This is a genomic window from Flavobacteriales bacterium (assembly GCA_016704485.1).
Taxonomy (GTDB): domain Bacteria; phylum Bacteroidota; class Bacteroidia; order Flavobacteriales_F; family PHOS-HE28; genus PHOS-HE28.
This window is the reverse complement of record JADJAA010000002.1, coordinates 1,287,394-1,309,745: the sequence shown is the minus strand read 5'-3', so window position 1 is coordinate 1,309,745 and position 22,352 is coordinate 1,287,394. Positions and strand designations below refer to the sequence as shown.

18 protein-coding genes are annotated in these 22,352 nt (G+C 50.5%); 6 read left to right on the top strand and 12 right to left on the bottom strand.

All coding sequences use genetic code 11. From position 1 onward, the window contains the following. Nucleotides 1–36 precede the first annotated feature (36 nt). On the bottom strand, nt 37–828 hold the full coding sequence (locus IPF95_16750) for a universal stress protein (protein MBK6476335.1): 792 nt from the start codon (nt 826–828) through the stop codon (nt 37–39). Between the two features lie 214 nt (nt 829–1,042). Here IPF95_16750 and recQ point away from each other — a divergent pair, with 214 nt between their 5' ends. Beyond that, nucleotides 1,043–2,878: a DNA helicase RecQ gene (gene recQ, locus IPF95_16745; GenBank protein MBK6476334.1), complete on the top strand. Its 1,836-nt coding sequence runs from the start codon at nt 1,043–1,045 to the stop codon at nt 2,876–2,878. Between the two features lie 44 nt (nt 2,879–2,922). On the opposite strand, the gene IPF95_16740 is transcribed toward recQ, so the two are convergent. The 3 genes from IPF95_16740 to IPF95_16730 all read right to left on the bottom strand — a co-directional run bounded on the left by IPF95_16740 (nt 2,923) and on the right by IPF95_16730 (nt 4,091). Further along, nucleotides 2,923–3,396, bottom strand: coding sequence for a hypothetical protein (locus tag IPF95_16740; GenBank protein MBK6476333.1), 474 nt, complete (start codon nt 3,394–3,396; stop codon nt 2,923–2,925). After that, a complete protein-coding gene (locus tag IPF95_16735; GenBank protein MBK6476332.1) occupies nt 3,383–3,604 on the bottom strand; it encodes a hypothetical protein in 222 nt (73 codons plus the stop codon). Before IPF95_16735 ends, IPF95_16740 begins: the two co-directional genes overlap by 14 nt. An 85-nt stretch (nt 3,605–3,689) precedes the next feature. After that, entirely contained in the window at nt 3,690–4,091 is a 402-nt protein-coding gene (locus IPF95_16730; GenBank protein ID MBK6476331.1) for a hypothetical protein, read from the bottom strand. Between the two features lie 200 nt (nt 4,092–4,291). Between IPF95_16730 and IPF95_16725 the strand changes: the two genes are divergently transcribed. From IPF95_16725 to IPF95_16715, 3 genes are all read left to right on the top strand, one after another. Further along, nucleotides 4,292–5,584 carry an acetyl-CoA hydrolase/transferase family protein gene (locus tag IPF95_16725; GenBank protein ID MBK6476330.1) on the top strand — a complete coding sequence of 431 codons (1,293 nt, stop codon included), beginning with the start codon at nt 4,292–4,294 and terminating at the stop codon, nt 5,582–5,584. A 143-nt stretch (nt 5,585–5,727) separates the two neighbouring features. Further along, nucleotides 5,728–6,537 (top strand): universal stress protein, encoded by an 810-nt coding sequence (locus IPF95_16720; GenBank protein ID MBK6476329.1) that lies wholly within the window; start codon nt 5,728–5,730, stop codon nt 6,535–6,537. A 107-nt stretch (nt 6,538–6,644) separates the two neighbouring features. Further along, the gene (locus tag IPF95_16715) at nt 6,645–7,466 is read left to right on the top strand and encodes a universal stress protein (protein MBK6476328.1); all 822 of its coding nucleotides are present in this window, start codon (nt 6,645–6,647) and stop codon (nt 7,464–7,466) included. A gap of 48 nt (nt 7,467–7,514) precedes the next feature. On the opposite strand, the gene IPF95_16710 is transcribed toward IPF95_16715, so the two are convergent. From IPF95_16710 to IPF95_16675, 8 genes are all read right to left on the bottom strand, one after another. Then, nucleotides 7,515–7,922, bottom strand: coding sequence for a hypothetical protein (locus tag IPF95_16710; protein ID MBK6476327.1), 408 nt, complete (start codon nt 7,920–7,922; stop codon nt 7,515–7,517). Between the two features lie 606 nt (nt 7,923–8,528). Beyond that, a complete protein-coding gene (locus IPF95_16705; GenBank protein ID MBK6476326.1) occupies nt 8,529–9,176 on the bottom strand; it encodes a hypothetical protein in 648 nt (215 codons plus the stop codon). Next, complete coding sequence (locus IPF95_16700) at nt 9,163–9,558, bottom strand: hypothetical protein (protein MBK6476325.1); 396 nt, start codon at nt 9,556–9,558, stop codon at nt 9,163–9,165. Before IPF95_16700 ends, IPF95_16705 begins: the two co-directional genes overlap by 14 nt. Next, the gene (locus IPF95_16695; GenBank protein MBK6476324.1) at nt 9,555–9,782 is read right to left on the bottom strand and encodes a hypothetical protein; all 228 of its coding nucleotides are present in this window, start codon (nt 9,780–9,782) and stop codon (nt 9,555–9,557) included. The genes IPF95_16700 and IPF95_16695 overlap by 4 nt, the downstream gene beginning before the upstream one ends. A 7-nt stretch (nt 9,783–9,789) precedes the next feature. Next, entirely contained in the window at nt 9,790–11,391 is a 1,602-nt protein-coding gene (locus tag IPF95_16690; GenBank protein ID MBK6476323.1) for a T9SS type A sorting domain-containing protein, read from the bottom strand. 5 nt (nt 11,392–11,396) lie between these two features. Next, nucleotides 11,397–12,407 (bottom strand): hypothetical protein, encoded by a 1,011-nt coding sequence (locus tag IPF95_16685; GenBank protein MBK6476322.1) that lies wholly within the window; start codon nt 12,405–12,407, stop codon nt 11,397–11,399. 94 nt (nt 12,408–12,501) lie between these two features. Further along, nucleotides 12,502–13,242, bottom strand: a complete 741-nt coding sequence (locus IPF95_16680) for a response regulator transcription factor (GenBank protein MBK6476321.1) — start codon at nt 13,240–13,242, stop codon at nt 12,502–12,504. Further along, nucleotides 13,239–15,263 (bottom strand): tetratricopeptide repeat protein, encoded by a 2,025-nt coding sequence (locus IPF95_16675; protein ID MBK6476320.1) that lies wholly within the window; start codon nt 15,261–15,263, stop codon nt 13,239–13,241. The genes IPF95_16680 and IPF95_16675 overlap by 4 nt, the downstream gene beginning before the upstream one ends. A 176-nt stretch (nt 15,264–15,439) precedes the next feature. Between IPF95_16675 and IPF95_16670 the strand changes: the two genes are divergently transcribed. Both IPF95_16670 and IPF95_16665 read left to right on the top strand, forming a co-directional pair. After that, nucleotides 15,440–15,580 (top strand): hypothetical protein, encoded by a 141-nt coding sequence (locus tag IPF95_16670; protein MBK6476319.1) that lies wholly within the window; start codon nt 15,440–15,442, stop codon nt 15,578–15,580. Between the two features lie 546 nt (nt 15,581–16,126). After that, nucleotides 16,127–22,240: a T9SS type A sorting domain-containing protein gene (locus IPF95_16665; protein MBK6476318.1), complete on the top strand. Its 6,114-nt coding sequence runs from the start codon at nt 16,127–16,129 to the stop codon at nt 22,238–22,240. Nucleotides 22,241–22,352 lie beyond the last annotated feature (112 nt).

Genomic DNA, 22,352 nt, shown 5'->3' with positions numbered 1-22,352 from the left:
AATACCTAAAGTTCAAAGAAGTTCAAGTGTTCAGGATCACCTAGCGCACAAAACTGGAATTCCAGGTTCGTTGGTCAACATGCGCTCCTTTTCCGCATCCGCGATGTAGCGGTATTCATCAGATGCCATCGACATGATCGCAATGCAACCTGCCCCGATACGATCCGCATAAGCGATCGTTTGAACAGCAAAACCGATCGAGAACGATGTTTCATCATCTTCTACGTTCATATGCCGGATCCCGACCTTCGTCAGGTATTCACTCATATGCTTCTTGTTTGCCAGCAGATCCTCACTCGGTTGCTCACCGGGGCGGTTCAATTGGTAAATATGCACCTCACTGCCAAAGGCTGAAGCGAGCATCGATACGGCATTCAATAAATGATCGATCTCTTTATGGCTAGCGACCGGCATTACTATGGTCCCTAGCGAAGTAGGTGTACCGCTATGCGCCTGCACCACCAATGAAGGAACCTCCACGCGCCGGACCAATTTCAGTATGTCCGTTCCGAACAGTGATTGCCGAAGTCCTCGGGATCCGTGTGTAGCACATACCATCATGGCATGTCCTGTTCTGCTTTCGCGTGTTATCTCTTCCATGAATTCACCGTCGCGGAAATGACATGTGATCGGTGCTTGTTTTACATGTGAGACCTGATCGTCCATTTTGACTTTTGCCGCGATACGGGCCTCTCCCTGCGATTCTGCCTTGTTCATTACATGCAAAAGCGAGACAGAGGAATTGAGTCCGGCGGCTAGCATGTCCGCATATTGAATTCCTTTCAACGATGTTTCGGATAGATCGGTGGGACAGAGGATGTCTTTCATTGAAATGGGGGTGTGGATGAGATCGTCCAAGCGAATGTACGGAGCGAGGAATGGAACTTTGATCTTTAGTGGATATTCAGGGCCAAATTACCCGGAAATGGGTATCCTTGGATCAAGAGATTGTTGCGTAATGTAGGACGTGGTTCAAAACTCCTGAGCTGTTTTCTTGCTGCCCCATTGCATCGTTCCTACATTGTCGGCTTGCTTTGATCGTATGCCGAACTTTCTATCAGAACCAGCTACTACGACCTTGAACGTTGGTGAACTTCTTGAACGTCACTTCGGATATCGCAGCTTTCGGCCTCAGCAGAAGGAAGTCATCGATCATGTTCTCAAGGGGAACGATGCCATTGTTCTAATGCCGACAGGAGGCGGAAAGAGCATTTGTTTTCAACTTCCAGCTTTGGCGTTCGATGGGCTGACCGTGGTGATATCACCCTTGATCGCATTGATGAAGGATCAGGTACAGGCACTTCAAGGAAATGGAATTGCGGCAGCATATTTGAACAGCTCATTATCATACAATGAGGAGCAGGAAATAAACCGCGAATTGCGCAGCGGGGCAATGAAGTTGCTCTACGTTTCACCAGAACGTCTTTTCCAACAAGGCTTCTTGGAACGGCTGGAAGAATTGAATGTTAAGCTTTTCGCGGTCGATGAGGCCCATTGCATTAGTACATGGGGCCATCATTTTAGACCAGAGTACAAGCAGTTGCATGCACTGAAACAACGGTTCCCTGAAGTTCCTGTGATCGCGCTAACAGCAACTGCAGATAGAACTGTACGTGGTGACATTGGGCATTGCCTCGGCCTTAAAGCTCCGAAGACCTTCGTTAGCAGCTTTGATCGCCCCAACCTTTCACTCGCCGTGTTGCCAGGCCTGGATAGGTGGAAGGCGATAGAGCGGATCATGGCAAGGCATGTCGGGCATTGCGGGATCATCTATTGTAACAGTAGAGCAAGTACTGAAAAGATCGCAGCGAAGTTGCAGAAGATCGGGGTGAAGGCCGAGTTCTATCATGCGAAAATGGATGCAGAAGATCGGAGCCGTGTTCAAGATGATTTCATTCAAGGCAAAACGCATGTGATCTGTGCAACGATCGCTTTCGGTATGGGAATCGACAAGAGTGATGTACGGTTCGTGATCCATTATAACCTACCCGGTACCGTTGAGGGATATTACCAGGAGATCGGGAGAGCCGGGCGTGATGGTAAGCCAGCTGAAACGATCCTGTTCTACAGTTATGCCGATGTGCAGACACAGATGCACTTTGCCAACGAGATCGAGGAACAGCGCTACAAAGATGTCGTAGTTGCTAAACTGGAACGTATGAAGGAGTTCGCCGAGGCCCAAGTATGCCGACGGACGATCCTGCTCAGTTACTTCAGTGAAGACAGCGCAGAGGCTTGTGGAAATTGTGACGTCTGCCAGGATCCACCGAAGTACTTTGATGGGACCATACTAGCGCAGAAGGCGTTGAGTGCGGTGGTGCGCAGTGGACAGAAATTACCGATGTCCGTGTTGGTTGATGTGTTGAAAGGATCCCACAGCCATGAAGTAACCGAGAAAGGATGGGACAGGATCAAAACGTTCGGAGCAGGGAGTGATATAACCGCTTTTGCTTGGGTACAGTTCATTCAGCAATTCATGCACCTAGGTCTTATCGAAGTTGATTATCGTGATCATCATCACTTGATCATTACAACTCCAGGTGAAGCAGTCTTAAAAGGCGAGCGACCAGTGCGTTTGGTGAGTCCGGATACGGTGAAAGAGCGTCAGGAACGCACTAAGCGTACACGGCAAGTGGTTGCAGAACCAAGCCCCGCAAGCGCTGATCTACTAAGCGCATTGAAAGATCTTCGACGTACGCTGGCCAAGGCAATAGGTAAACCTGCTTACGTGGTATTCAGCGATGCTTCATTGATCGATATGGCTGAGAAAAGACCGACCAACCTGTACGAATTCCGATTGGTCAACGGTGTTGGCGATCACAAGGCCAGCCAGTTCGGTGAAGCATTCCTGAATGTGGTGAAAGAGAGGGTGGGGTAAAAGGTGATCTCCCGACCCAGTTTGTCCTCGAACGACCTACTGGTTCACAATTCCCCAGCGCGCAACTTCAACTCATGCACATCATGCAAGTCCTTCGCGCGGCCCGCTTTTAATTTGCTTTCGATCAAGTCAGATCTTCCGATGACCAAATACTTCGTGATCGGATGACCTAGGATCGTTGCCTCTATTCTGCGCGACCAAGCTTCCTCGAATGTGCAGCTCGGGTTGGATCGAGTGATCAATTCAACCTCCATCATAGGCGAGATCTTGATCGACATATTACGTTCCTGCGCCAACACATCGTTCGGGATCTTACCAACTTCGAAACCTATTGACTCTAAAGCCTTGAAAAGCTGTTCAAAATTCGCCGGTGTTGGCTCTATCCAAAAATCCAAGTCTGCTGAATGACGCTGATACCCGTGGAAATTCACGGCGCCGCCGTCGACCATCAACATGCGTACATGATGCGCGAAGGTCGCTTGTAGGAATAAAAGTATCTCTTGGTCAAATGGCCGCATTGCGCCTATGGATAACAAAATTGCGCTCATCTTTCTCAACTTGTTCAGCATCTGGACCGCTCGGGTCCGGGAGCTTGGAGTAAAAGCTGTTCAAGAACCAAATGAAGCGCTCATTCGGGGTCAATGCCATGAATTCACGCTGGCGGCGCTCATTGCTCTGCTCCTTTGTTTCGAAACGGATCCTTGGGTCTGAACTTTCCGAGGCCATTGGGTAAAGGTAGAACGAAGCGATCGAAGATCTTGTGTTCGATCACTATGATCCAAGCAAGGTTGGAGCGGTGAGAACGTATGGCTCACTTCTTCAACAAACGCTCCAATTGAAAAAGCCGACTTAATTCGGACTTGTTATTCCCGGAAAAGACGCTTGCAATGGCCGCGGCAGTTTCGAAGGTCAAGCGCTTCATGGTATCATCATAGCGTGTACCGTGCTCTTTATAGTCGTCCACGAAACGCTCCCATGCTTGGTCGGGACTTAATTCACTGTCATTCGCGAAGTCGAAGCTGATACTGATGTAGTGCCCGGCATCCGTCCCGAAAATGTCACGACTACCTTCCAGTGGGAGCCACTTTTCAGCGATCAGTTCCTTCAATCGATCCACTTCCACTTTGCGCACCGCGCCGTCACTGATGGCAACGCTATAAAATAGGTATCCAAGGCTTGTGTATATATCCTGATAGGTTGCAGTGCTTGTCATTGTCTGTGTTGTTTGTTTCGTTGTGATTTCGAAGAGCGTTCCTTTTCCCAAGTGTTCTTTAACGTGAACGCACATTGATGGTGTTCAGCAAGTCTACTTGGTTCCGTTCGTTTTCAACCTGACGATCGACAGGATTTCCGAGTTGCTCACCCAATACCTTTGGTGGTATTACGATAGACTGATCCAGCTGGATACTTTTCATGAAGCGAAGTGGTGTTTGGATGTCGGCCAGTGAGGCGGTTGGGTTAGTGCGTTCGGGTCAGCGTGTATTCATTCACGGTAGCGCTGCGACACCGGTTACCCTCCTTAGAGCATTGTTCCAACGCGCAGGTGAATTGAAGAATGTGGAATTGGTGAGTATCAGTACTCTGGGTGATATTGGAGCGGATGTTCCGGTTGTTGGTGAGAGCTTCTTTTTCAATTCGTTATTCGTTTCAGATAATATCCGATCGATCGTGAACAGTGCGTATGGCGATTACGTACCTGTCTTTCTCAGTGAGATCCCGCGCCTTTTTGAACAGGGCGTACTTCCGTTGGATGTTGCCATTCTCAATGTCTCCCCACCGGATCGTCATGGATTTTGTTCGTTGGGCGTATCGGTTGATGTGGCGCGTTCGGCCTCTCGCAATGCAAAAATGTTGATCGCACAGGTGAATCCGAACATGCCCAGGACTCACGGTGAGGGGAACATTCATGTTGATCGTTTTGCAGCCTTGGTCGAAGTGAACGACCCATTGCCGGAAGTGGATTATAGCGGTAGCATTGGCGACTGTGAAAAAGAGATCGCCAGGAATTGCGCGGAATTGATCGATAATGGATCGACCTTGCAAATGGGGATCGGCGCTATTCCTGATGCAATTCTCAACGCTCTGAAAGGGCACAAGGATCTTGGCGTACATACTGAGATGTGCTCCAACGGGATCATCGAACTTGTAGAAAGCGGCGTGATCAACAACCGGTTCAAGAAAAAACATCCCGGTAGGGTGGTCACAAGCTTTGCGATCGGTACAAGACGCTTATACGATCTGCTTCACGATAATCCGCAGTTCGCATTTCTGGATGCACAGTATGTGAATGACGGTAAAGTGATCCGTGAGAACCCCAAAGTGGTTGCGATCAACAGCGCGATCGAAATGGATATGACCGGTCAGGTATGTGCGGATAGCATTGGTACATACCAGTATTCTGGTGTTGGTGGCCAGCTTGATTTCATGCGTGGTGCTGCACTTTCGAAAGAAGGAAAACCCATCATTGCAATGGGATCGGTGACAAAAAAAGGTATTAGCAAGATAGTGCCGTTCTTGAAGGAGGGTGCTGGTGTTGTGACCACGCGTGCCCACATGCATTACGTGGTCACTGAATTCGGCGTGGCTTATCTGTACGGGAAGAATTTGCGCCAGCGTGCGGAAGCGTTGATCGCTGTTGCGCACCCGGACCATCGGGAGGCATTGGAACGGTCTGTCGTGGAGCGGTTCGGGACAAGGTTCCGCTGATGGTAAAGGATGTGAGATCCGACCGCCACTTGAATTGATCTTGCCATGCAATGGCTGATCGAATGACTTCCGTCAGTTCTCGAATGTGTTAAAGTAGCTACCTTTTTACTGCCTCCGACAATAGGCATTAAAGACAATTGAACATGGCAACGATCCTTCTTCCTACTGACTTCAGCGATGCGGCTTTGAACGCAGCAAAATTTGCTCTTGACCTCTTCGGAACCGAGGGCAATAAATTCATATTGGTGCATACCTACCTCATGCCTTCTTATGATAATGTGCTGCTACCCAGCATAGGGGATATTCCCGAGCGTGAAGCGATCAATCGAACGCGCAGAGTAGAACGAATACTCCGCAAATTCGCGAAGAATGTGAAATTGGGCCGTAAGGTTTCGAGAGTTTCGTTGGTGAGATTGCTCAATGAACTGGACGAAAGCAAAGGGGTGGATATGGTCGTGATGGGCACGCAAGGAGAAGGTAATTACGGAATGGTGGGTAAGAATGCGCGGTCGGTCGTATCAGATTGCACAGCTCCGGTGATCACCGTGCCGGCACAATGGAAGGCGGAACCTGTTGAACGCATCATGTTGGCCTATGACGGTAAGGAGCTTGATCGCTTTACGCTGAACCCTCTATTGGAACTGGTCGATCGCCGTAACGCAGAAATTGCCATCACCCATGTTCGTTATACCGTGCCAGGTCTGGAATTGCTGCCAGACCGAAAAAAATTGGAAGATGTTTTCACCGGTGTGAAGCATTCGTTTCTCACCGTGCAAGGGAATGATGTGATAAAGACCATAGATGAACTCGCCACGCAAGGTCGTATTCAAATGGTTGCTGTGGTACACCGCCAGATGGGGTTCTGGAAGAGGCTGTTCCATGGTAGCACTGCGAAGCGAATGACATTGCACACTTCGTTGCCCATGCTGGTTCTACCAGAGCGTCCTCGATAACTGTGCCGAAGCACTGGGATCATACCGTGAAAATGGGTCCGGAAATGCCTTTACACTAAAACAAACCTCCACTGTCCAAGTTGGAACGAATAAGACAAATACGATCAATGCAACACATACTGATACCTACTGACTTTAGCGATAACTCCTTGAACGCAGCGCTTTACGCAATGGACCTCTTTGTTCAGAATGTTCACCTGTACACTGTGGTGAATTGTTACGATCTGCCAGCATATGGCGATAGTTCCATGGTCGATATCACTGAGCATTTAGCGCGTGCCTCCAGAGAGGGACTGGACGCATTTCAACTGAAACTATTGAATGTGCTTCCGAACAAGGACCTCAGGGTCGATTACGAAAGTGAACATGGACGTTTGGATCGTGTCGTCCAGAATTATGGTCGTAGGGCGAATATTCCGGAACTCGTTGTTATGGGTACCCAAGGCGCCACTGGAATGAAAGCCGTTCTGATGGGTACGAATACCGCCGATGTTATCAAACATTCAGGGTTGCCTGTTCTAGCAATACCAGAGGAAGCACGTTATACGGGTCTTAAGCGGATCGTTCTCGCTGATGATGGTGGCGAAGTGGACCCCAAGGTGTTGGATATTCTGATCCAGATCGTTATGCATACCAACGCTGAGTTGATCGTAACCCGTGTGGTGAACGAGAAAACCAAGGTTGATGATCCTGCTAAGGCCAATGGAATTATTGATGCATTGCACGATGTACCACACACCACGGTCCATCTCAGTGGTGTTGATGTCATGAATGAACTCAATGAAGAGGTCGTTCGGAGCAATGCCGACCTATTGGCGTTGGTGCATCGAGAACGCGGGGTCTTTGATCGTTTGTTCCGCAGGAGTATTGCATCCAAATTGGTCATGCATTCGCGAACTCCGATGCTTGTGTTGCAGAGCGGAACTTAAGAGCAGGTCAATTCCGCAGTATCCAGTACGCTTTATATCGACCAACACCTACTTCGCCTTCATCCTATTGTTGCGTGCGTCGTGCGTGAGTTCTGCTATCCCGAGCACTTCCATCAAAGGTGGTAAGTAGACACCGAACCGACCACGGTAGCCCTTCTTAAGGCCGTACCATCCTTTTATCGGATTCTTCGGCGAACGCCCCCAATCCTCTACGGTGTTCTCCTTCGTAGGTTTTTGTTCATCCGCACCACCAAGGTCCATCCAATCCCCGTGTTTCTTCAACATGGCATGCAGGTCGTCGATGCAACGGATATCATAATGCAGTACGGTTTTGCCTACCGTGCAGACAAGGATCTCAGTCCCCTCTTTTTCTTCGACATGCATGGTATAGGCCGAAGACCCCGGAGGAGTCTTCAAAGGCATGGGTTTTTCCTTGGTTCCGATCTTGTGCTTCATGGTCGGATCGACTTGGCTGTTATAGGCCCAAATTTACATGAATACGGATCTGATCGATTTGTCGAACCATTGAATTACGGACTGTGGTTTCCGGTACTTCATTGATTGCGATCGATCTCAACACTAACACCTTCATGCTGGTTTTGTTGCATGCTGTGGATGGCTAGGATCTTGAGCTCATTAGCGAATGAATGAGATCCAAAGGCCAGCAGAGGGTCGATCGGACTACCTATGGCCTAGCGCTAGGGACCTACCTCTCATTCCTTTATACATGGCATGGGTAACAAGTGCTGAAGGTGGGAGTAAGGTGAGATCCATCAACTTCGGCATCTGTACAATTGGTTCACCTGTATCGACGCCAACTGGCAAAACCATTTCTCAGCTCTTCGTTGCAGAATTGGTGGTTGCGTTACTCGAACCTTGATCTCTATATGTGCGGTAAGATCTCTTATCCGGATGACGTGGTCTTCGTTGGGACAGATACCCTCATTCGAATCTGAGCATTTCTAATCGCTGAGCAGAATTCATCGCAATGTCTCGCACACTATCGGCTCGAATAATTGCACATCACCATTGTCCCATCACGACCCGTTAGCCACACATGTCTTACCAGTCCGAAAGCCAATTGAGGTAAAGTCCATCCTGCACCTCATACCGTCCAATTTCCCGCACCGGATCATCTCGCCGGTGGATACGGTAGGTGATGTAATCCAGGAAACGATCCTCGAAAACGATGAGATCGTTCAGTTCGCCCCACGGCGTGATCAGAGTAAGCGTTGCTTTGAATTTGGTTGTACGTGCCGTGATCGCAGTAAGGTCCAACCACTGTAGACTATCCCCGAGCGCTTGCCCATGCCAGCAAAGCGGCGAGGGTGGATCGTAGATCTCCGTGGTTCCTTCGATGAGCGCCCACGCACTGTCTTGGAGTAGTGTATCACCGTTCAAGTGGTAGAAGCTGTAGCGTTGATCGCGTTGCCGATAGATGCTGAACGGACCTCCATCTTTTGGAGCTATGGTTTTGCTATGCTGCCAAACCGTGTCCGAGTGTTCGCTTTCGAAAGTCCAATTCAGTGAATCCAACTTCCAGATCCAATGATCACCGGATGTGGGGAGGTGTTCGCCTTGCCAGTCGGGCAGGTAGTGGTGATCAGTGGTGTATGTGCCCCATTGTGGAAGTGCATTGCGCAGATCCAGGGTTTGCGCGGAACATGAAACACCGAGCAGCATAACGCAGAGGAGGCTAACTAGTCGCATGGTCGCTTACCTGAAAATGATGCCCTGCGCACTCGCGGGGTCCGCGTGTGTAGTGAGTTAGACGAGGTTGGTGCCCAATAGTGTGCCTTTCCAGGGACCAGAACATGCGGGGGTAGGTGAAGCTCTCCATCGCGTACACAGGGTTGCCGTTCAGCGTGCCTTTATTGTTGCGGATCCAACACCAGTATCCGCCGAAGTCGGGCATTTCGGTACTGCTGAGACCAAGGCCCACTTGCTTCAGGACCAGATGGCCGCCTTGTTGAATGTGTACCCACCACTCCTCAGTGCCCTGCAAGTTCACATCATGAACGACCGGACCATTACCAATGTCCCGACCAATGATCTCCATGCGGCAATTCTCCTGCTGCGATTGGTCACTCATCGAAATGATGTTGAGCCTAGTTCCTTGAACACGGGCCCACCGAGGTCGTCCGTCTGCAAATAGCTGATGGTGGTGGCATCTTCCACCCACGTGAATATGCCCGGTAAGGGCACACTGAATATCTGGGCTGCGTGGCCTGTTGCTTCGGGTGCGGGATCATCGTCCTTCTTGCAACCGGTGGGCATGAGTGCGAGGACCGATGCGGAGAAGAGCAAGCTGTGCATGGAACGATCAGTATTTGATGAAGCGTGAAGTGTACACGCCATTCGATGTGCGGATGCGGGCCGCGTAGGTACCCGTGGCAAGTCCACGGAGATCGATCTCGTTGACGGATGATATGCGTTGCACGATAGTTCCCAAATTATTCATCAGGTCGATATTAATTACATATGAATTAGTTGGTAGGTTGAAGGAGATACGATCACCTGCCGGGTTCGGAAATCCAGTGATCCGGGTTAAAGGAGTTGCTTCCGCGATACCCACATCATTGTACAGAATTCCGTTCCGATAAACGCGTGCGCCGTAAAGTCCGCCCGAGGATGCTTGCCAGAACACCACCATGCCGCCATTCTTATCAGGTAGGTGTATTCGGTTGCCGAAGTTTGGATTGAAAGACGGAAGGCAGAACACCACCGACGCGGGCCAAGCAAGGGTTCCATCGTTCATGACGCGCATTGCCGAGTAGCCGTCCAGGTTACCATCTAAAGTGGCGATCACCGAACCACTATCTGAAAGCACCAACCCTGGATCGGGCGTATAAGAGTTGATCTGGATCGCGGGTACGCCATCTGCAGCCCACAGCTCCGAACCGGTCATCAGGTCGAATCTCTGGATATAGAGATCTTGACTTGCCGCCGGTGGGCGGTTGTCAGCCCAGGCTACGAAGAGTTCATTGTCGGTTGTAATGGTTACAGGTTTCTGTTGAACATGCACAGCCAGATCACAAGCCACTTGCACAGCAGGCGACCACAACGAATTACCCAGTGTATCCATGCGGTGCATGCGCAGGTCGCCGTTCACTTCCCACACCGCTGTTTGTGCGCCGGTATCGTCCATCCCGGTGGAAAATGCGTAGCTCAGGCCATCACCATCAGCCAGATCGATGTACGCCGGCCACACTGCTGAGCCGAGACTATCGAAGCGCTGGGTTTTCAAGCAGGTTCCCGCCCCGTTCGCGCAGCGTATGTTGAAGAGCAGGCCACCAACGCCATCGGGGTGGATAGTGAACGGGCCGAAATAATTGGAAGCAGTTGTCTGCCCGATCAAAGGGAATTGCACACTGCCATCCATGCGCACGCGCTGCATCTTGCAACCATATCCGCCTCCGCCGCAGGCCTCACAATACGCCACCAAATAGGCACAACTTTCACTCTCTACCACCTTTAAACTCCGGTAGTCGAGACCGGTGAGCAGTACTGAAGGCTCGGCCCAAAGTGCATTCGCATTCGCATCGAAACGCATGGCGCGCACGGAGTCGGCACCCACTGTGCCGCTACCGGTCAGGTACGATACGATCACTGATCCGTCGGGCATCAACAATGGCGCTAACTGATTGATGCTTTTGATCGGGTTGGTCAACAACATTTCGCCATCTGCGGTCCACAACGCATTGCCGTCACTATCGAAATGCTGACCATAGAGATCGCCCTTTGACGGATCGTTGCGCAGGTCACTCCAGAACGCGAAGTAGCCACTGTCCGCATCGGCGATGGCGGTTAAGTGTTGCGGTGCATTGGCCATGGTGCTTACCACCATGGGGTTGGCAGGATCGGTACTCCATTGTGCCGTTGTGTGCAACGTGGCCAATAATGCTAATGGAAGCAAGCATCTCATTTCGATCAAGGGTTAACGGTGAAATACTCCGTGGAAAGTGGCCCGCCGGTGCAGGTTTTGATCGTCATGGTGTAATTGCCCGGTGTAATGTTGAGCGGAGTTAGTACCCAGCTCACATGGTCGCTGTAGGTTGCTGGTAGTGGCAACGGTACAGTAACGGGACCCAACACCTGTGCGGAGTTGCATTGTTTCAAATTGTGACCACGCAGTTCGATGTTGATCACTGTTCCGTTTTGTTCCATATCAGCGATACTATAACAACAAACCGGTGTGTCGAAACTTGTTACGCGGGCCCTTGGCGAAATGCCGATCGGTAAGGTCAAGGTGCCCGTGCGGCCGTCACTGTTCACGATCGTGATGTCGTGGTTCTCTATGATGGATTCATCTTCGTTATACCCGAATACATCCGGAGGTAGGCGTAAGGATGCCTCGCAATGATAGCCACTGTCAACAGCGGATGGTGTTTGAACGGTGCTGCCGGCTACCACGACCCCCAAGCCGTTGGTGGTAAAGCCAGATCCCGCGAACAGTATGGAATCTCCAACGCGGCATGGTTGCCCGAACACATTTTCGCTGATGTTGTCCACCATGTGGTAGACATGTACCATGCGCTTCCAATGGATGTAGGGGATGGTATCAATGGAATTCCCACTTTGGATGATCAGGCTCGTGAAGCCACCCGGCGTAATGTAGTCCTCTTCCATATTGGACGGTGGCTGTACAACGAGCACGGAGTCATTCACGCTTATGATAGTGAAGATCCCACCCCATGCGTCAACGATATTTTGAGCCGGGTCCGTATTGAACGGACCGCCGTGTAGCGTGATCACTTGGTCGGGATAGGGTTTCACCGGGTTCCAACTCGTCACCAACCCATTGGCGGAAATTGGAGTGCCATTCCCGTTCCCATTGCTGATCGGAGTTGGTGTGTTGTCGTCCTTCTTGCAGCCACCAAGAAGTGATAGTATACAGATGAGGGCGAGAAGAGTAGTGGTGATCGTGTATGTGTTTCGCATAGGAAATTGGATTATCGGTCCGAAGATGCACTGACGAACCTTCCGTTCAAAGTGGATCTGATCCAGCGGTCGAACCGCTTATCTAGCGGTCCGATCAGCCAGCCAAAACCTGCTTCACTTCAGCCAAACGACGCCGAGAAACTTCAACACGTTCCCCATTCTTCAACACTGCATCGTGCCCATCCACATGATCGATCACCGATCGGTTCACTAGGTCCGAACGGTTAAGTCGAAGGAACCCGTGTGGAACAAGCATCGCTTCAAAATCGCTCAACGTGCGAGCTTGCAGGAAGCGCTTTTCATTCTTCAGGATCACGTTCGTGTAGTTGCGATCTGCTATGCAGCGCAGTACTTCCGCTGGTTCAGCAAAGAAGGTGCGATCACCTTGGCTTAGCGTTAGTTTGAATTGCTTAACGTCCGGTTGAGCAATGTTGACAATGAACTGCTCTTGGACTTGTGTACGCACTGTAGCATCGCGATGGCGCGCGTGATAGCGCTCCAGGGCTGCTGCGAGTTCCTCCGGCTGCACTGGCTTGGGCAAATAGTCCAACGCACTGAAGCGAATGGCCTGAATTGCGAACTCCTGATGGCCTGTGGCGAAGATCACTTCAAAGTTCCAATGCTTCAGATCCCGCAACAGATCGAATCCGCTTCCACCTGCCATTTCAATATCCAGAAAGACCAGTTGCGGATCGTGTTGTGCGATCAACTTTTTGGCTTCTTCAATGTTCGATGCTTCGCCGATCACTTGTATATCCGCACACGCTTCTTCCAACAACGAACGCAGGTAGGTGCGCAATTGCGGTTCATCATCGACCAAAAGCGCCTTGATCATATGTGTGTGGTGAATGTTGAAGTGGTCTTTTCCGCGGGACCAATTTCCAACTGAAGGGTCACCTGCGTCCCACAAGGCTCACCCGTAACATTCGTTAAGTCCTCGATCACATACGACCCGCGTTGGTCCAACCGGTGCGTGAGCAATTGCAAGCGTTCGTTGATCAGTTCGGTGCCCAACGAATGATGGTCGTCGCCAGTCGCTTTGGTCCCGTTCCTTCCAATACCGTTGTCCGTTATCGTGCAGTGCAGTTGCGTTCCACTTTGCTTGAAGTCGATAACAAGTTCTCGTACGCCGGACTTTTGAGCCAGACCGTGCCATAGCGCATTCTCTACGAAGGGTTGCACGAGCAACGCGGGGATGTCGGCTTCGTTCTTGATCAATACTGGATCCACATTCACTTCATAGTGCAGATCCGTTACGCGTAGTGCTTCCAACTTGATGTATTGCCGCAAGAAATCAGCTTCCTCTTCCACGGTGATACAGTCGCTAACACTGTGCTCCAACATCATACGTAACAAGCGTGCGAAACCTTGCAGATATGCCAAGGCTTCTACGGTCTGCCCAGCCTTCATCATGGCAATGGCGCTGCTCTGGCAATTGTAAATGAAGTGCGGGTTCAGTTGTGAGCGCAGTACTTTCAACTCCAAGAGCGAATTTATCCGTTCAACTTCATCGCGCTGTTTCGCGAGTTCGGTATTGAACGCTTCAACTTCTTTGGTATGTTTCTCGCGCAAACGATAGGTGCGCCAAAGCATGCCCAACACTAGCGTTAGCAATACGGCGAACGCTGCAATACCCAATGCCCGCGCCTTTAACCGACGTTCATTGGTGCGGCGTAATTCGTTCTCGGTCTTCAGTAGTTCGTTGTCCTGTTCGGCTTTTTCTGTTTCGAAAACGGTGCGCAAGCGCAATAGTTCGCGTTGAGATGCATCGCTCTGCAAACTGTCCTTCAAGGCCATGTGGCGCTGGTAGTGTTCCAATGCAATTTCACTCCTGCCTTGATCTACAGCCAGCTCTGCAAGACTTAGTTCGAATTCCATTACCAATTCTGTGCTACCTGTGGACTTTGCCAGCGTCATGCCTTCTCCATAGCTCTGTTCTGCATCAGTGTAGCGCTTCATTCCCTGTTGAGCAAGTCCGATCCGTTGAAGGATGTAGGCCTTGTCCGCTGGACTGTGCAGTGCTTCATAAACTTGAAGTGACTTCGTATAGTGGGTCAAAGCAGCGCCTGGTCGATCATCGATGAACAGATCGCCGGAATTCTCCTCCACCATACCAACACCGTATTGATCGTTGTTAGCTGCATACATCAAAGACGCTTGCTCGTACAATTCAAGGGCTTTAGAAGTGTTGCTCTCAGAGCGCCATATGTTGCCAATGGCCAACAAACAATTGGCTTCTTTGCTTTTTCGACCAAGCATGCGTTCCATTTGCATGGACCGTTCTATGTGATCACGGGCTCGATCGTACTCCTTCATTTTACTGTACGTTGTGCCGATGGAATATAGGCTGACGGCCATGATCGCCGTGTCCTGAGCATTCTCACTTTGCTTTAAAGCGTTCTGGAATTGTGTCAATGCCCCAACGCGGTTGCCCTGTTTATCGGCACACCAACCCATGTTTGAGAGTGTTACCGCGATGTAGGCAGGATTTCCTATGACGATGAAGAGATCGAGTGCGATCTTGAAATGTTCTTCTGCTTCCTTGAAGTTTCCTTGCGAAGTTTCCAGCCAGCCCAAGTTGTTGTGCGCATCGGCAAGAGCACGTGGTTGCCCGATGCGTTCAGCCAACGCAAGAGCTGCTTCACCGTAATAACGCGCACTGTCCGGGAAAGTCTGGATCAGATTGAAACAAAGTCGCGCCAATGCATCGGCACGAAGTGTGTCGTCCGTGGCATTGGCAAGATCGGACCGTACTTCGGGGATCAATCCAGCATCCTGTGCTTGTAGCGTTATGGAAGGGAATTGCAGAACAAGCACAAGTACGCGCAGCCATCTCCTTGTTGTTCTGCAATGCATGATTCAGCCCTGCTTTCGATCGGTGAAAGTTAGGGTGATCGTGTTGTTCGTTTGGAATGTTGCATGGAAACCACTCGATAGCACGTTCGACCGCTGGATCGGTATTCCTTGTACCCGCCGAGCTGAAAAATGAATTTTGGACCTGAAATACCTGGGAAATGTCGCAACAGAACACCATGAACAAGCTTTCCCGCATTGCGGAACTGATCCTCTTGGTGGCTGCGATCAGCCTTATGGTTCTCTTTCTAAGTTCCTGTCAATATGATCTGGCCTCTATGTTCCAGCACTCAACGTCGAACGGTTCCAACTTCAGTTAACCATATGAAGAACAAACGCTTCATGGAAAAGCACATTCTTACCATTTCTGGTCTTCTGCTGGTTGCGCATGCAATGCCCAGAACAGTTGGACAACAGTTCCCAGTGGAACAATCCAGCATCTGAACGCTATTCAATTGCCCATGATCGTAGGCATTCGTGGTACGCTCCCGACCGGTGGCACACAAACCACATGGATCCAGTTGAATTGTACTACCCCATAATACGATATGATCACCGGCGGATCGGGCTGCTTTTAATTGATCGCGATCAATCTCAACAATAACACCCTCATGCTGGTTTTATTGCATACTGCGGATCGCTCGCACATTGAAGTCCTTACGGAACGTCCTCCCGGTGGAGCCGGCCACCATTGAGTTCATGTAACTCTGTGAGGCTCTATGTGGTATAAATGTGTATCCGTCGACGACAATGAGTCGTTGGTCGACGGAAAGTAAGCCACCGATACCATGCGTTCCAGTCATTTGACTTTAGTTGAAAGGTTCTTCCATTGCCGCGCTGTGACCGCTATAACTGTGAATCGATCCGTGGGACAGTTGAGGAAGCTTCCATTGACCTTGCGCACGCTGGGTTCAGTACTCGTATTCATCACACTTAGCACTACAGCTCAGACCACGTATACATGGACGGGAGCGATCAGCACAGCATGGAACAATAATTTTAACTGGCTCCCCGCTACGGGATTCCCCAATGGAGCTGATACTGCCGTAGTACTGCTGACCGCGCTGAATCAGCCTTTATTGGATGCGAACCGGTCCGTGAACAGCCTTACTATCACTTCGGGAACGCTCAATTTGAATGCATTCACCCTTAACGTTACGGGTACGAGCAACTTCATCGGAGGAGCCGTGAACAATGGAACTCTTGCTCCTAACGTAGCTGCGGGCGCGATCACATTCGCGGGAACAACGTTTTCATGTGCGATCAATGGTACAACGGATATTGTCTATTTCAACGGTTCCGTCTTCAATGGTCCTGTTACCCTTACGAAGACCAATACCGGGAACAACTACAGCATTGGTGGCAATACGTTCAATGACTCGTTGACCTTGACCAATACGGCAGGCCGGCAATACATGTACTATACGTTGAATGACGTATACAACGGCAATGTGGTGCTCAATAGCTCGGGAACAAGCGGTGGTATCTGGCTCGGACAGAACACGGGATCCGGGACTTTGGCTTCCGGAATGACATTAAGTATCGGTGGCGGCGGTTTTAGTATTGGTTCGTTGGTGATCGGTAGATTGATCCAGCTTGGTGCCACACCACAGAGCATTATTACAACTGGGACATCAACGCTGCACGTAAGGGATGGATCCGTATTCAATGGAGCACTTACCGGAAGTGCGCCAGGTCTCTATATTCAGAACACCACGTTCAATGCGAATGCAACGTTCATTAAGACCGGAAATACGAATGAATACAGCTCCGGTGGTTGCGTGTTCAATGGAACCACGGAGTTCTCGAATTCCGGCATTGGATTCCTCGCTCTTAATAATACCGGTGTCGATACGTTCAACGGTGATGTGAAATTCAATAGTTCGGGATCCGGTGGATTCCGTTTCGGCTATAGCGGAGGATCATGGGATCAAGCATCGGGTTACACGATAATGATCGGTGCTGGTGGCTTTAGTGCAGGCGCTCTTGGTCTAGGACGTTTCACGCAGTTAGGGCCATCGAACATCACACTCGTAATGACGGGTACGTCCAGCTTCTTCTACAACCCAGGTACACTGTTCCTAGGCAATGTGGACGTCACCGCACCAACGGTCTTTCTCAACGGAGCAACTTTTTCCGGTAGTGCAAAATTCACCAAGACCGGTAGCAGCAACGATTACAGCACTGGGGGAAATGTGTTCAACGGTTCAATGGAATTTCTCAATTCGAGCAGTGCTCTCTTCTGTCCGCATTACACCGGTATCGATGTTTTCAACGGACCCTTACTCGTGAACAATACCGGTACAGGTAGTATTCGTTTCGGGTTGAGCGGTGGAACCAGCACATTGGCCACAGGCAATACCATCAATGTAGGTGCATCAGGATTCACATCCGGACAATTATACATCAACGGACTAACGCAGGTGGGAGCAACTCCACAGAATATAGCGTTCACCGGATCGGCCGGTATTTATTTTGGTTCTGGCACAACGTTCAACGGACCGCTTACGGTCGTTTCACCGTCGATCGGTCTCAATGGGTCAACGTTCAATGCGGATGTCAGCCTCACCAAGACAGGTTCGTTGAACGATGTTTGCACTGGAGGAAATACGTTCAACGGTACGCTCGATCTCACCAATACATCAACTGGTACGATCTATTTATACCATTACGCTAACGATAGCTTCAACGGTAACATCCGTTTCGGAAGTACATCCACGGGACAGATCCTCCTCGGGCAGTTCAGCGGAACCGCAACGCTGGCCGCAGGTTATACCATTGCAGCAGGAGCGTCTGGTTTCGTGGCAGGGTTTCTCACCATTGGAAAATTGACTCAAGTAGGCGGTACAGCTCAGGATCTTATGCTTGGCACCAATGCAACTCTGACCTTTAACGCGGGTACTGTTCTTAACGGAAATGTAACAGCAACCACCGGTAGGCTTTACTTCAATGGCGCTACATTCAACGGTAAGCTCACTGCGATCAAGACCGGCCCGGGCAGTGATGAGAGCAACGGAGGGAATGTCTTCAACAACATCGTTGATATCACGAATGCGTCCAACGGAGCCATAATACTGTATCAAAACTTTGACGACTTGTTCAACAATGATGTCCTGTTGAGCAATACGTCCAGTGGGCAGATCCTGACCGGCCAATTAACGGGCACCGCCACCTTGGCAGCGACCCGGATAATTTCAGTTGGTGCTTCAGGGTTCGCGAGTGGGGCCTTGAGCATCGGGCGATTAACTCAAATAGGATCAACAGCGCAGAATTTCGTGCTTGGTAGCAGTGCATCGCTGACCTTCGGTGTGGGAAATACATTCAATGGAACGGTGTCCAGTACTTCCGGAAGGCTCTACCTGAACGGCACCACGTTCAATGATTCATTTACTGCCGTAAAAACCGGGTTCGGTAGCGATGCAAGTAACGGTGGAAATACATACAATGGACCCACCGAGATCACGCTTGCGTCAGCGGGGATCATGTACTTGTATCACTATTCGGATGATGCGTTCAACGACGACCTGCTTTTCAATAACACGTCCACCGGTCAGATCCTAATGGGACAGTTCACCGGTAATGCGGTGCTAGCGGCTGGTAGAGTGATCGAAGTTGGAGCCGGTGGGTTCACTAATGGAATGCTGAACATTGGTCGATTTACTCAGATCGGACCTACACCGCAGAACCTGGTGTTGGGCAATGGTGCCGCGTTGGCGTTCGGGACCGGAAGTGTGTTCAACGGTAATGTGATCTCCTCTTCCGGGTCATTGTTCTATCATGGTACAACGTTCAACGGTACCGTGAGATCCACCAAGAACGGTCCAGGGAATGACACCAGCCGAGGTGGTAATATTTTCAATGGACACACGGACATAACCATGACCGCAACTGGATCCATGAACCTCTATTCTACTGCGAATGATATCTACAATGCTGATCTGCGTTTAAGCAATACATCGGTTGGTCAGTTCCGGTTGGGTCTCTCTACGGGAACTGCAATATTGGCCGCAGGCTACACGATCGCTGTTGGTCCTTCGGGATTCACGCAGGGTCTACTTTCCATTGAGGAACTGACACAGATCGGTCCCACACCCCAAACACTTTCTTTGGGAAATGTGGCAACGCTGACATATGGTGCAGGAACAACCTTTAATGGAGATGTGACTTCAACTTCCGGCTCACTATTCTTTGCCGGTACCACCTTTAATGGCAGGTTAACAGCCACCAAAACCGGCATCTCCAATGACTCCAGTCCGGGTGGAAATACGTTCAATGGTCTAACAGTGATCACACAGACCGGAGCGGGTTTCATCAACATGCATTACACCGCGGATGATCAGTTCAACGCGGATATTCGACTGAACAATACGTCTACGGGCCAGTTCCGTTTCGGATTGAATACAGGGTTCGGGTTCCTGGCAGATGGACGGACCGTCGCCGTTGGTGTCACCGGGTTCAGCGCGGGTGCGCTTTCATTGGATCGATTCATTCAGTTGGGGCCGACACCGCAAGCGATAAACCTGGGCGCAAATGCAACGTTGACCTATGGGATCGCTTCGGTATTCAATGGCAACGTGGTCTCCAGTTCCGGTGGGCTACTGTTCAATGGCACAACGTTCAATGGCACAGTACAAGCCACCAAGACCGGTCCTTCGAACGATTCCAGTAGAGGCGGCAATACATTCAATGGGCTAACGGATATCCGTATGACCGGTGGTGGGTATTTGAACCTGTACTATCAAGTGAACGATACCTACAATGCCGATCTGCTCGTAAGTAATTCGTCCACCGGACAATTACGCATGGGCCTGAATACAGGTAGTGCGGTACTGGCCGCTGGACGTACTATTTCAGTAGGGCCACTGGGGTTCGTAAATGGATTGCTTTCAATTGAAAAATTCACCCAGTTAGGAGCTACACCCCAGAGCTTGACCTTGACCGGAGGAGCTATTCTTGTTTTTGGCGGAGGAGCCATCTTCAACGGAAATATGACATCCGTTTCGCCGGGTCTGCGCTTTACCGGAGCTCGGTTCAATGGTGACGCCTACTGCAGAAAGATCGGTCCATCGAATGATAGTGGTGTGGGAACCAACATGTTCAACGGCGCAACGCGGCTTACGAATGCAGGTACCGGAATTTTTTACCTGGGATATTCCGGCACGGAATTATTCAACGGCGATCTGGCGTTGGGTAGCACAAGCACTGGCGGTATCATTTTCGGACAAGCAAATGGAACTGCTACACTGGCAACCGGACGTACACTTTCCATCGATCCGACCGGGTTCACCAACGGGTCTCTTGCCTTGAGGAATTTCACACAGGTAGGCCCTAATTCACATACACTGGTATTGACGGGAAGTGCTGTACTACGATTCCAAACGGGTACTACGTTCAATGGACCACTTGATGCAACTTCACCGGATGTTTACCTGGACGGTTCCGTATTCAATAGCTATGTCCGGTTCGTAAAGAACGGGCCTGTTTATAACCCCAGCTATGGTGGCAATACCTACAATGCCAACATGGAATTCGTTGGTCAAGGTGGAACTGTTCTGTTGAGCAACTACGTTGCCGATACATACAATGGCGATGCACACTTCCAGCACAATGGAACTGCTGGTTTCAATCTTGGAAATATCTCCGGTAACAATTTCTACAAGGATGTATCCACACTGGGTTCCACATCTACGATCCTTTTCAGCGCTGGAGCAGGACGAACGCGCTTTCTAGGCAGCGTACCACAATACTTCCGGAACGAGATCGCGTATCCTCCTACGGTGAATTTGTTGGATGTTGCTACAACTTCGGGTGCAGAGGTCGTGTTAGTGGGTGGTAATGTCAATGTGGCGTTGGATCTGGCCTTTGTCAGTGGCGCGCTGCGAACGGCGGCAGCAACCTCGGCCGGGCCGGGATTATTGGTAATTGCAGACAACGTCACCATGAGCAACCCGCCGGATAACAACAGCCATGTGATCGGCTACCTACGTAAGGTCGGTGACGATGCATTTTCCTTCCCGGTGGGTGATGGAACGCGCTATGCGCCGATCTCAATTTCTGCTCTGGCGGGAACTAGCCATCATTTTACCGCGAAGTATGAGCCGCAGTCGTCACATCCCACATACAGCCACTTGCTAAGGGATCCATCGTTGAACCACTTGAGTTTGTGTGAGTATTGGATACTCGACCGCACAGCCGGTGCATCCAATCCGGTTGTCACGCTCTCTTGGGATACACCACGTAGTTGTGGGGTAACGGACCTTTCTGAACTCGCTGTAGCGCGTTGGAACGGGGCTTTGTGGAAGAACCATGGAAATGGAAGCACCACGGGCAACACAACTGCCGGTACGATCTCTTCGGCTGGTGCAGTGAGTCTATTTGCTACACCTTCACTTTTCACGTTGGCATCAACAGGCTTCGGGAATCCGCTGCCGGTTGAACTGGTAAGCTTTCATGCTCAATACGTCGAGGATGCGGTGCGTACGGAATGGACCACGGCATCTGAAATGAACAACGATCGCTTCGACGTGGAGCGCAGTGCGGATGCGTTCACCTTCGAACTAGCTGGATCCGTCTTCGGTGCAGGGAATAGCCAGGTAGCGTTGAACTATGAATTTTTCGACATGCACCCGTATTCCGGCACGAGCTATTACCGGTTGAAACAAGTAGACTTCGATGGCACGTTCACCTACAGTGATATCGTACCCGTCCATAACCCGAACGGATCCGATGCATCCATCACCGTATTCCCGAATCCTACGCAGGGCGAAACGATCGTATCCATACAAGGAACCTCAGAAGGAACCATCGAACTCAGCGTGATCAATGCTCAAGGCCAGCAGGTGCTGAATTACTCACGCACAGCAACGTCAACCGGATTTACGGTACCCGTATCGTTAGATGGTCTTCCATCCGGCATCTACGTTGTTCGTGTGCAAGAAGTAGGGCAGGATCCTGTGGAGGTTAAAGTGCTGAAGGAGTGATCGCTTCCTAGTAGTTCTTGGGGGACTTCCGCATCTGCGCAGTGTGAACTTTGTTCTAACGAAGAATGTTGTCTTTCTTGAGCGCTTCTATATTTTCCTAGTATTGCATTCA

Coding starts and splice junctions, on each gene's coding strand:
- IPF95_16750 (MBK6476335.1), bottom strand. CDS start 828: ATGAAAGACATCCTCTGTCCCACCGATCTATCCGAAACATCGTTGAAA.
- recQ (MBK6476334.1), top strand. CDS start 1,043: ATGCCGAACTTTCTATCAGAACCAGCTACTACGACCTTGAACGTTGGT.
- IPF95_16740 (MBK6476333.1), bottom strand. CDS start 3,396: ATGCGGCCATTTGACCAAGAGATACTTTTATTCCTACAAGCGACCTTC.
- IPF95_16735 (MBK6476332.1), bottom strand. CDS start 3,604: ATGGCCTCGGAAAGTTCAGACCCAAGGATCCGTTTCGAAACAAAGGAG.
- IPF95_16730 (MBK6476331.1), bottom strand. CDS start 4,091: ATGACAAGCACTGCAACCTATCAGGATATATACACAAGCCTTGGATAC.
- IPF95_16725 (MBK6476330.1), top strand. CDS start 4,292: ATGAAGCGAAGTGGTGTTTGGATGTCGGCCAGTGAGGCGGTTGGGTTA.
- IPF95_16720 (MBK6476329.1), top strand. CDS start 5,728: ATGGCAACGATCCTTCTTCCTACTGACTTCAGCGATGCGGCTTTGAAC.
- IPF95_16715 (MBK6476328.1), top strand. CDS start 6,645: ATGCAACACATACTGATACCTACTGACTTTAGCGATAACTCCTTGAAC.
- IPF95_16710 (MBK6476327.1), bottom strand. CDS start 7,922: ATGAAGCACAAGATCGGAACCAAGGAAAAACCCATGCCTTTGAAGACT.
- IPF95_16705 (MBK6476326.1), bottom strand. CDS start 9,176: ATGCGACTAGTTAGCCTCCTCTGCGTTATGCTGCTCGGTGTTTCATGT.
- IPF95_16700 (MBK6476325.1), bottom strand. CDS start 9,558: ATGAGTGACCAATCGCAGCAGGAGAATTGCCGCATGGAGATCATTGGT.
- IPF95_16695 (MBK6476324.1), bottom strand. CDS start 9,782: ATGCACAGCTTGCTCTTCTCCGCATCGGTCCTCGCACTCATGCCCACC.
- IPF95_16690 (MBK6476323.1), bottom strand. CDS start 11,391: ATGAGATGCTTGCTTCCATTAGCATTATTGGCCACGTTGCACACAACG.
- IPF95_16685 (MBK6476322.1), bottom strand. CDS start 12,407: ATGCGAAACACATACACGATCACCACTACTCTTCTCGCCCTCATCTGT.
- IPF95_16680 (MBK6476321.1), bottom strand. CDS start 13,242: ATGATCAAGGCGCTTTTGGTCGATGATGAACCGCAATTGCGCACCTAC.
- IPF95_16675 (MBK6476320.1), bottom strand. CDS start 15,263: ATGCATTGCAGAACAACAAGGAGATGGCTGCGCGTACTTGTGCTTGTT.
- IPF95_16670 (MBK6476319.1), top strand. CDS start 15,440: ATGAACAAGCTTTCCCGCATTGCGGAACTGATCCTCTTGGTGGCTGCG.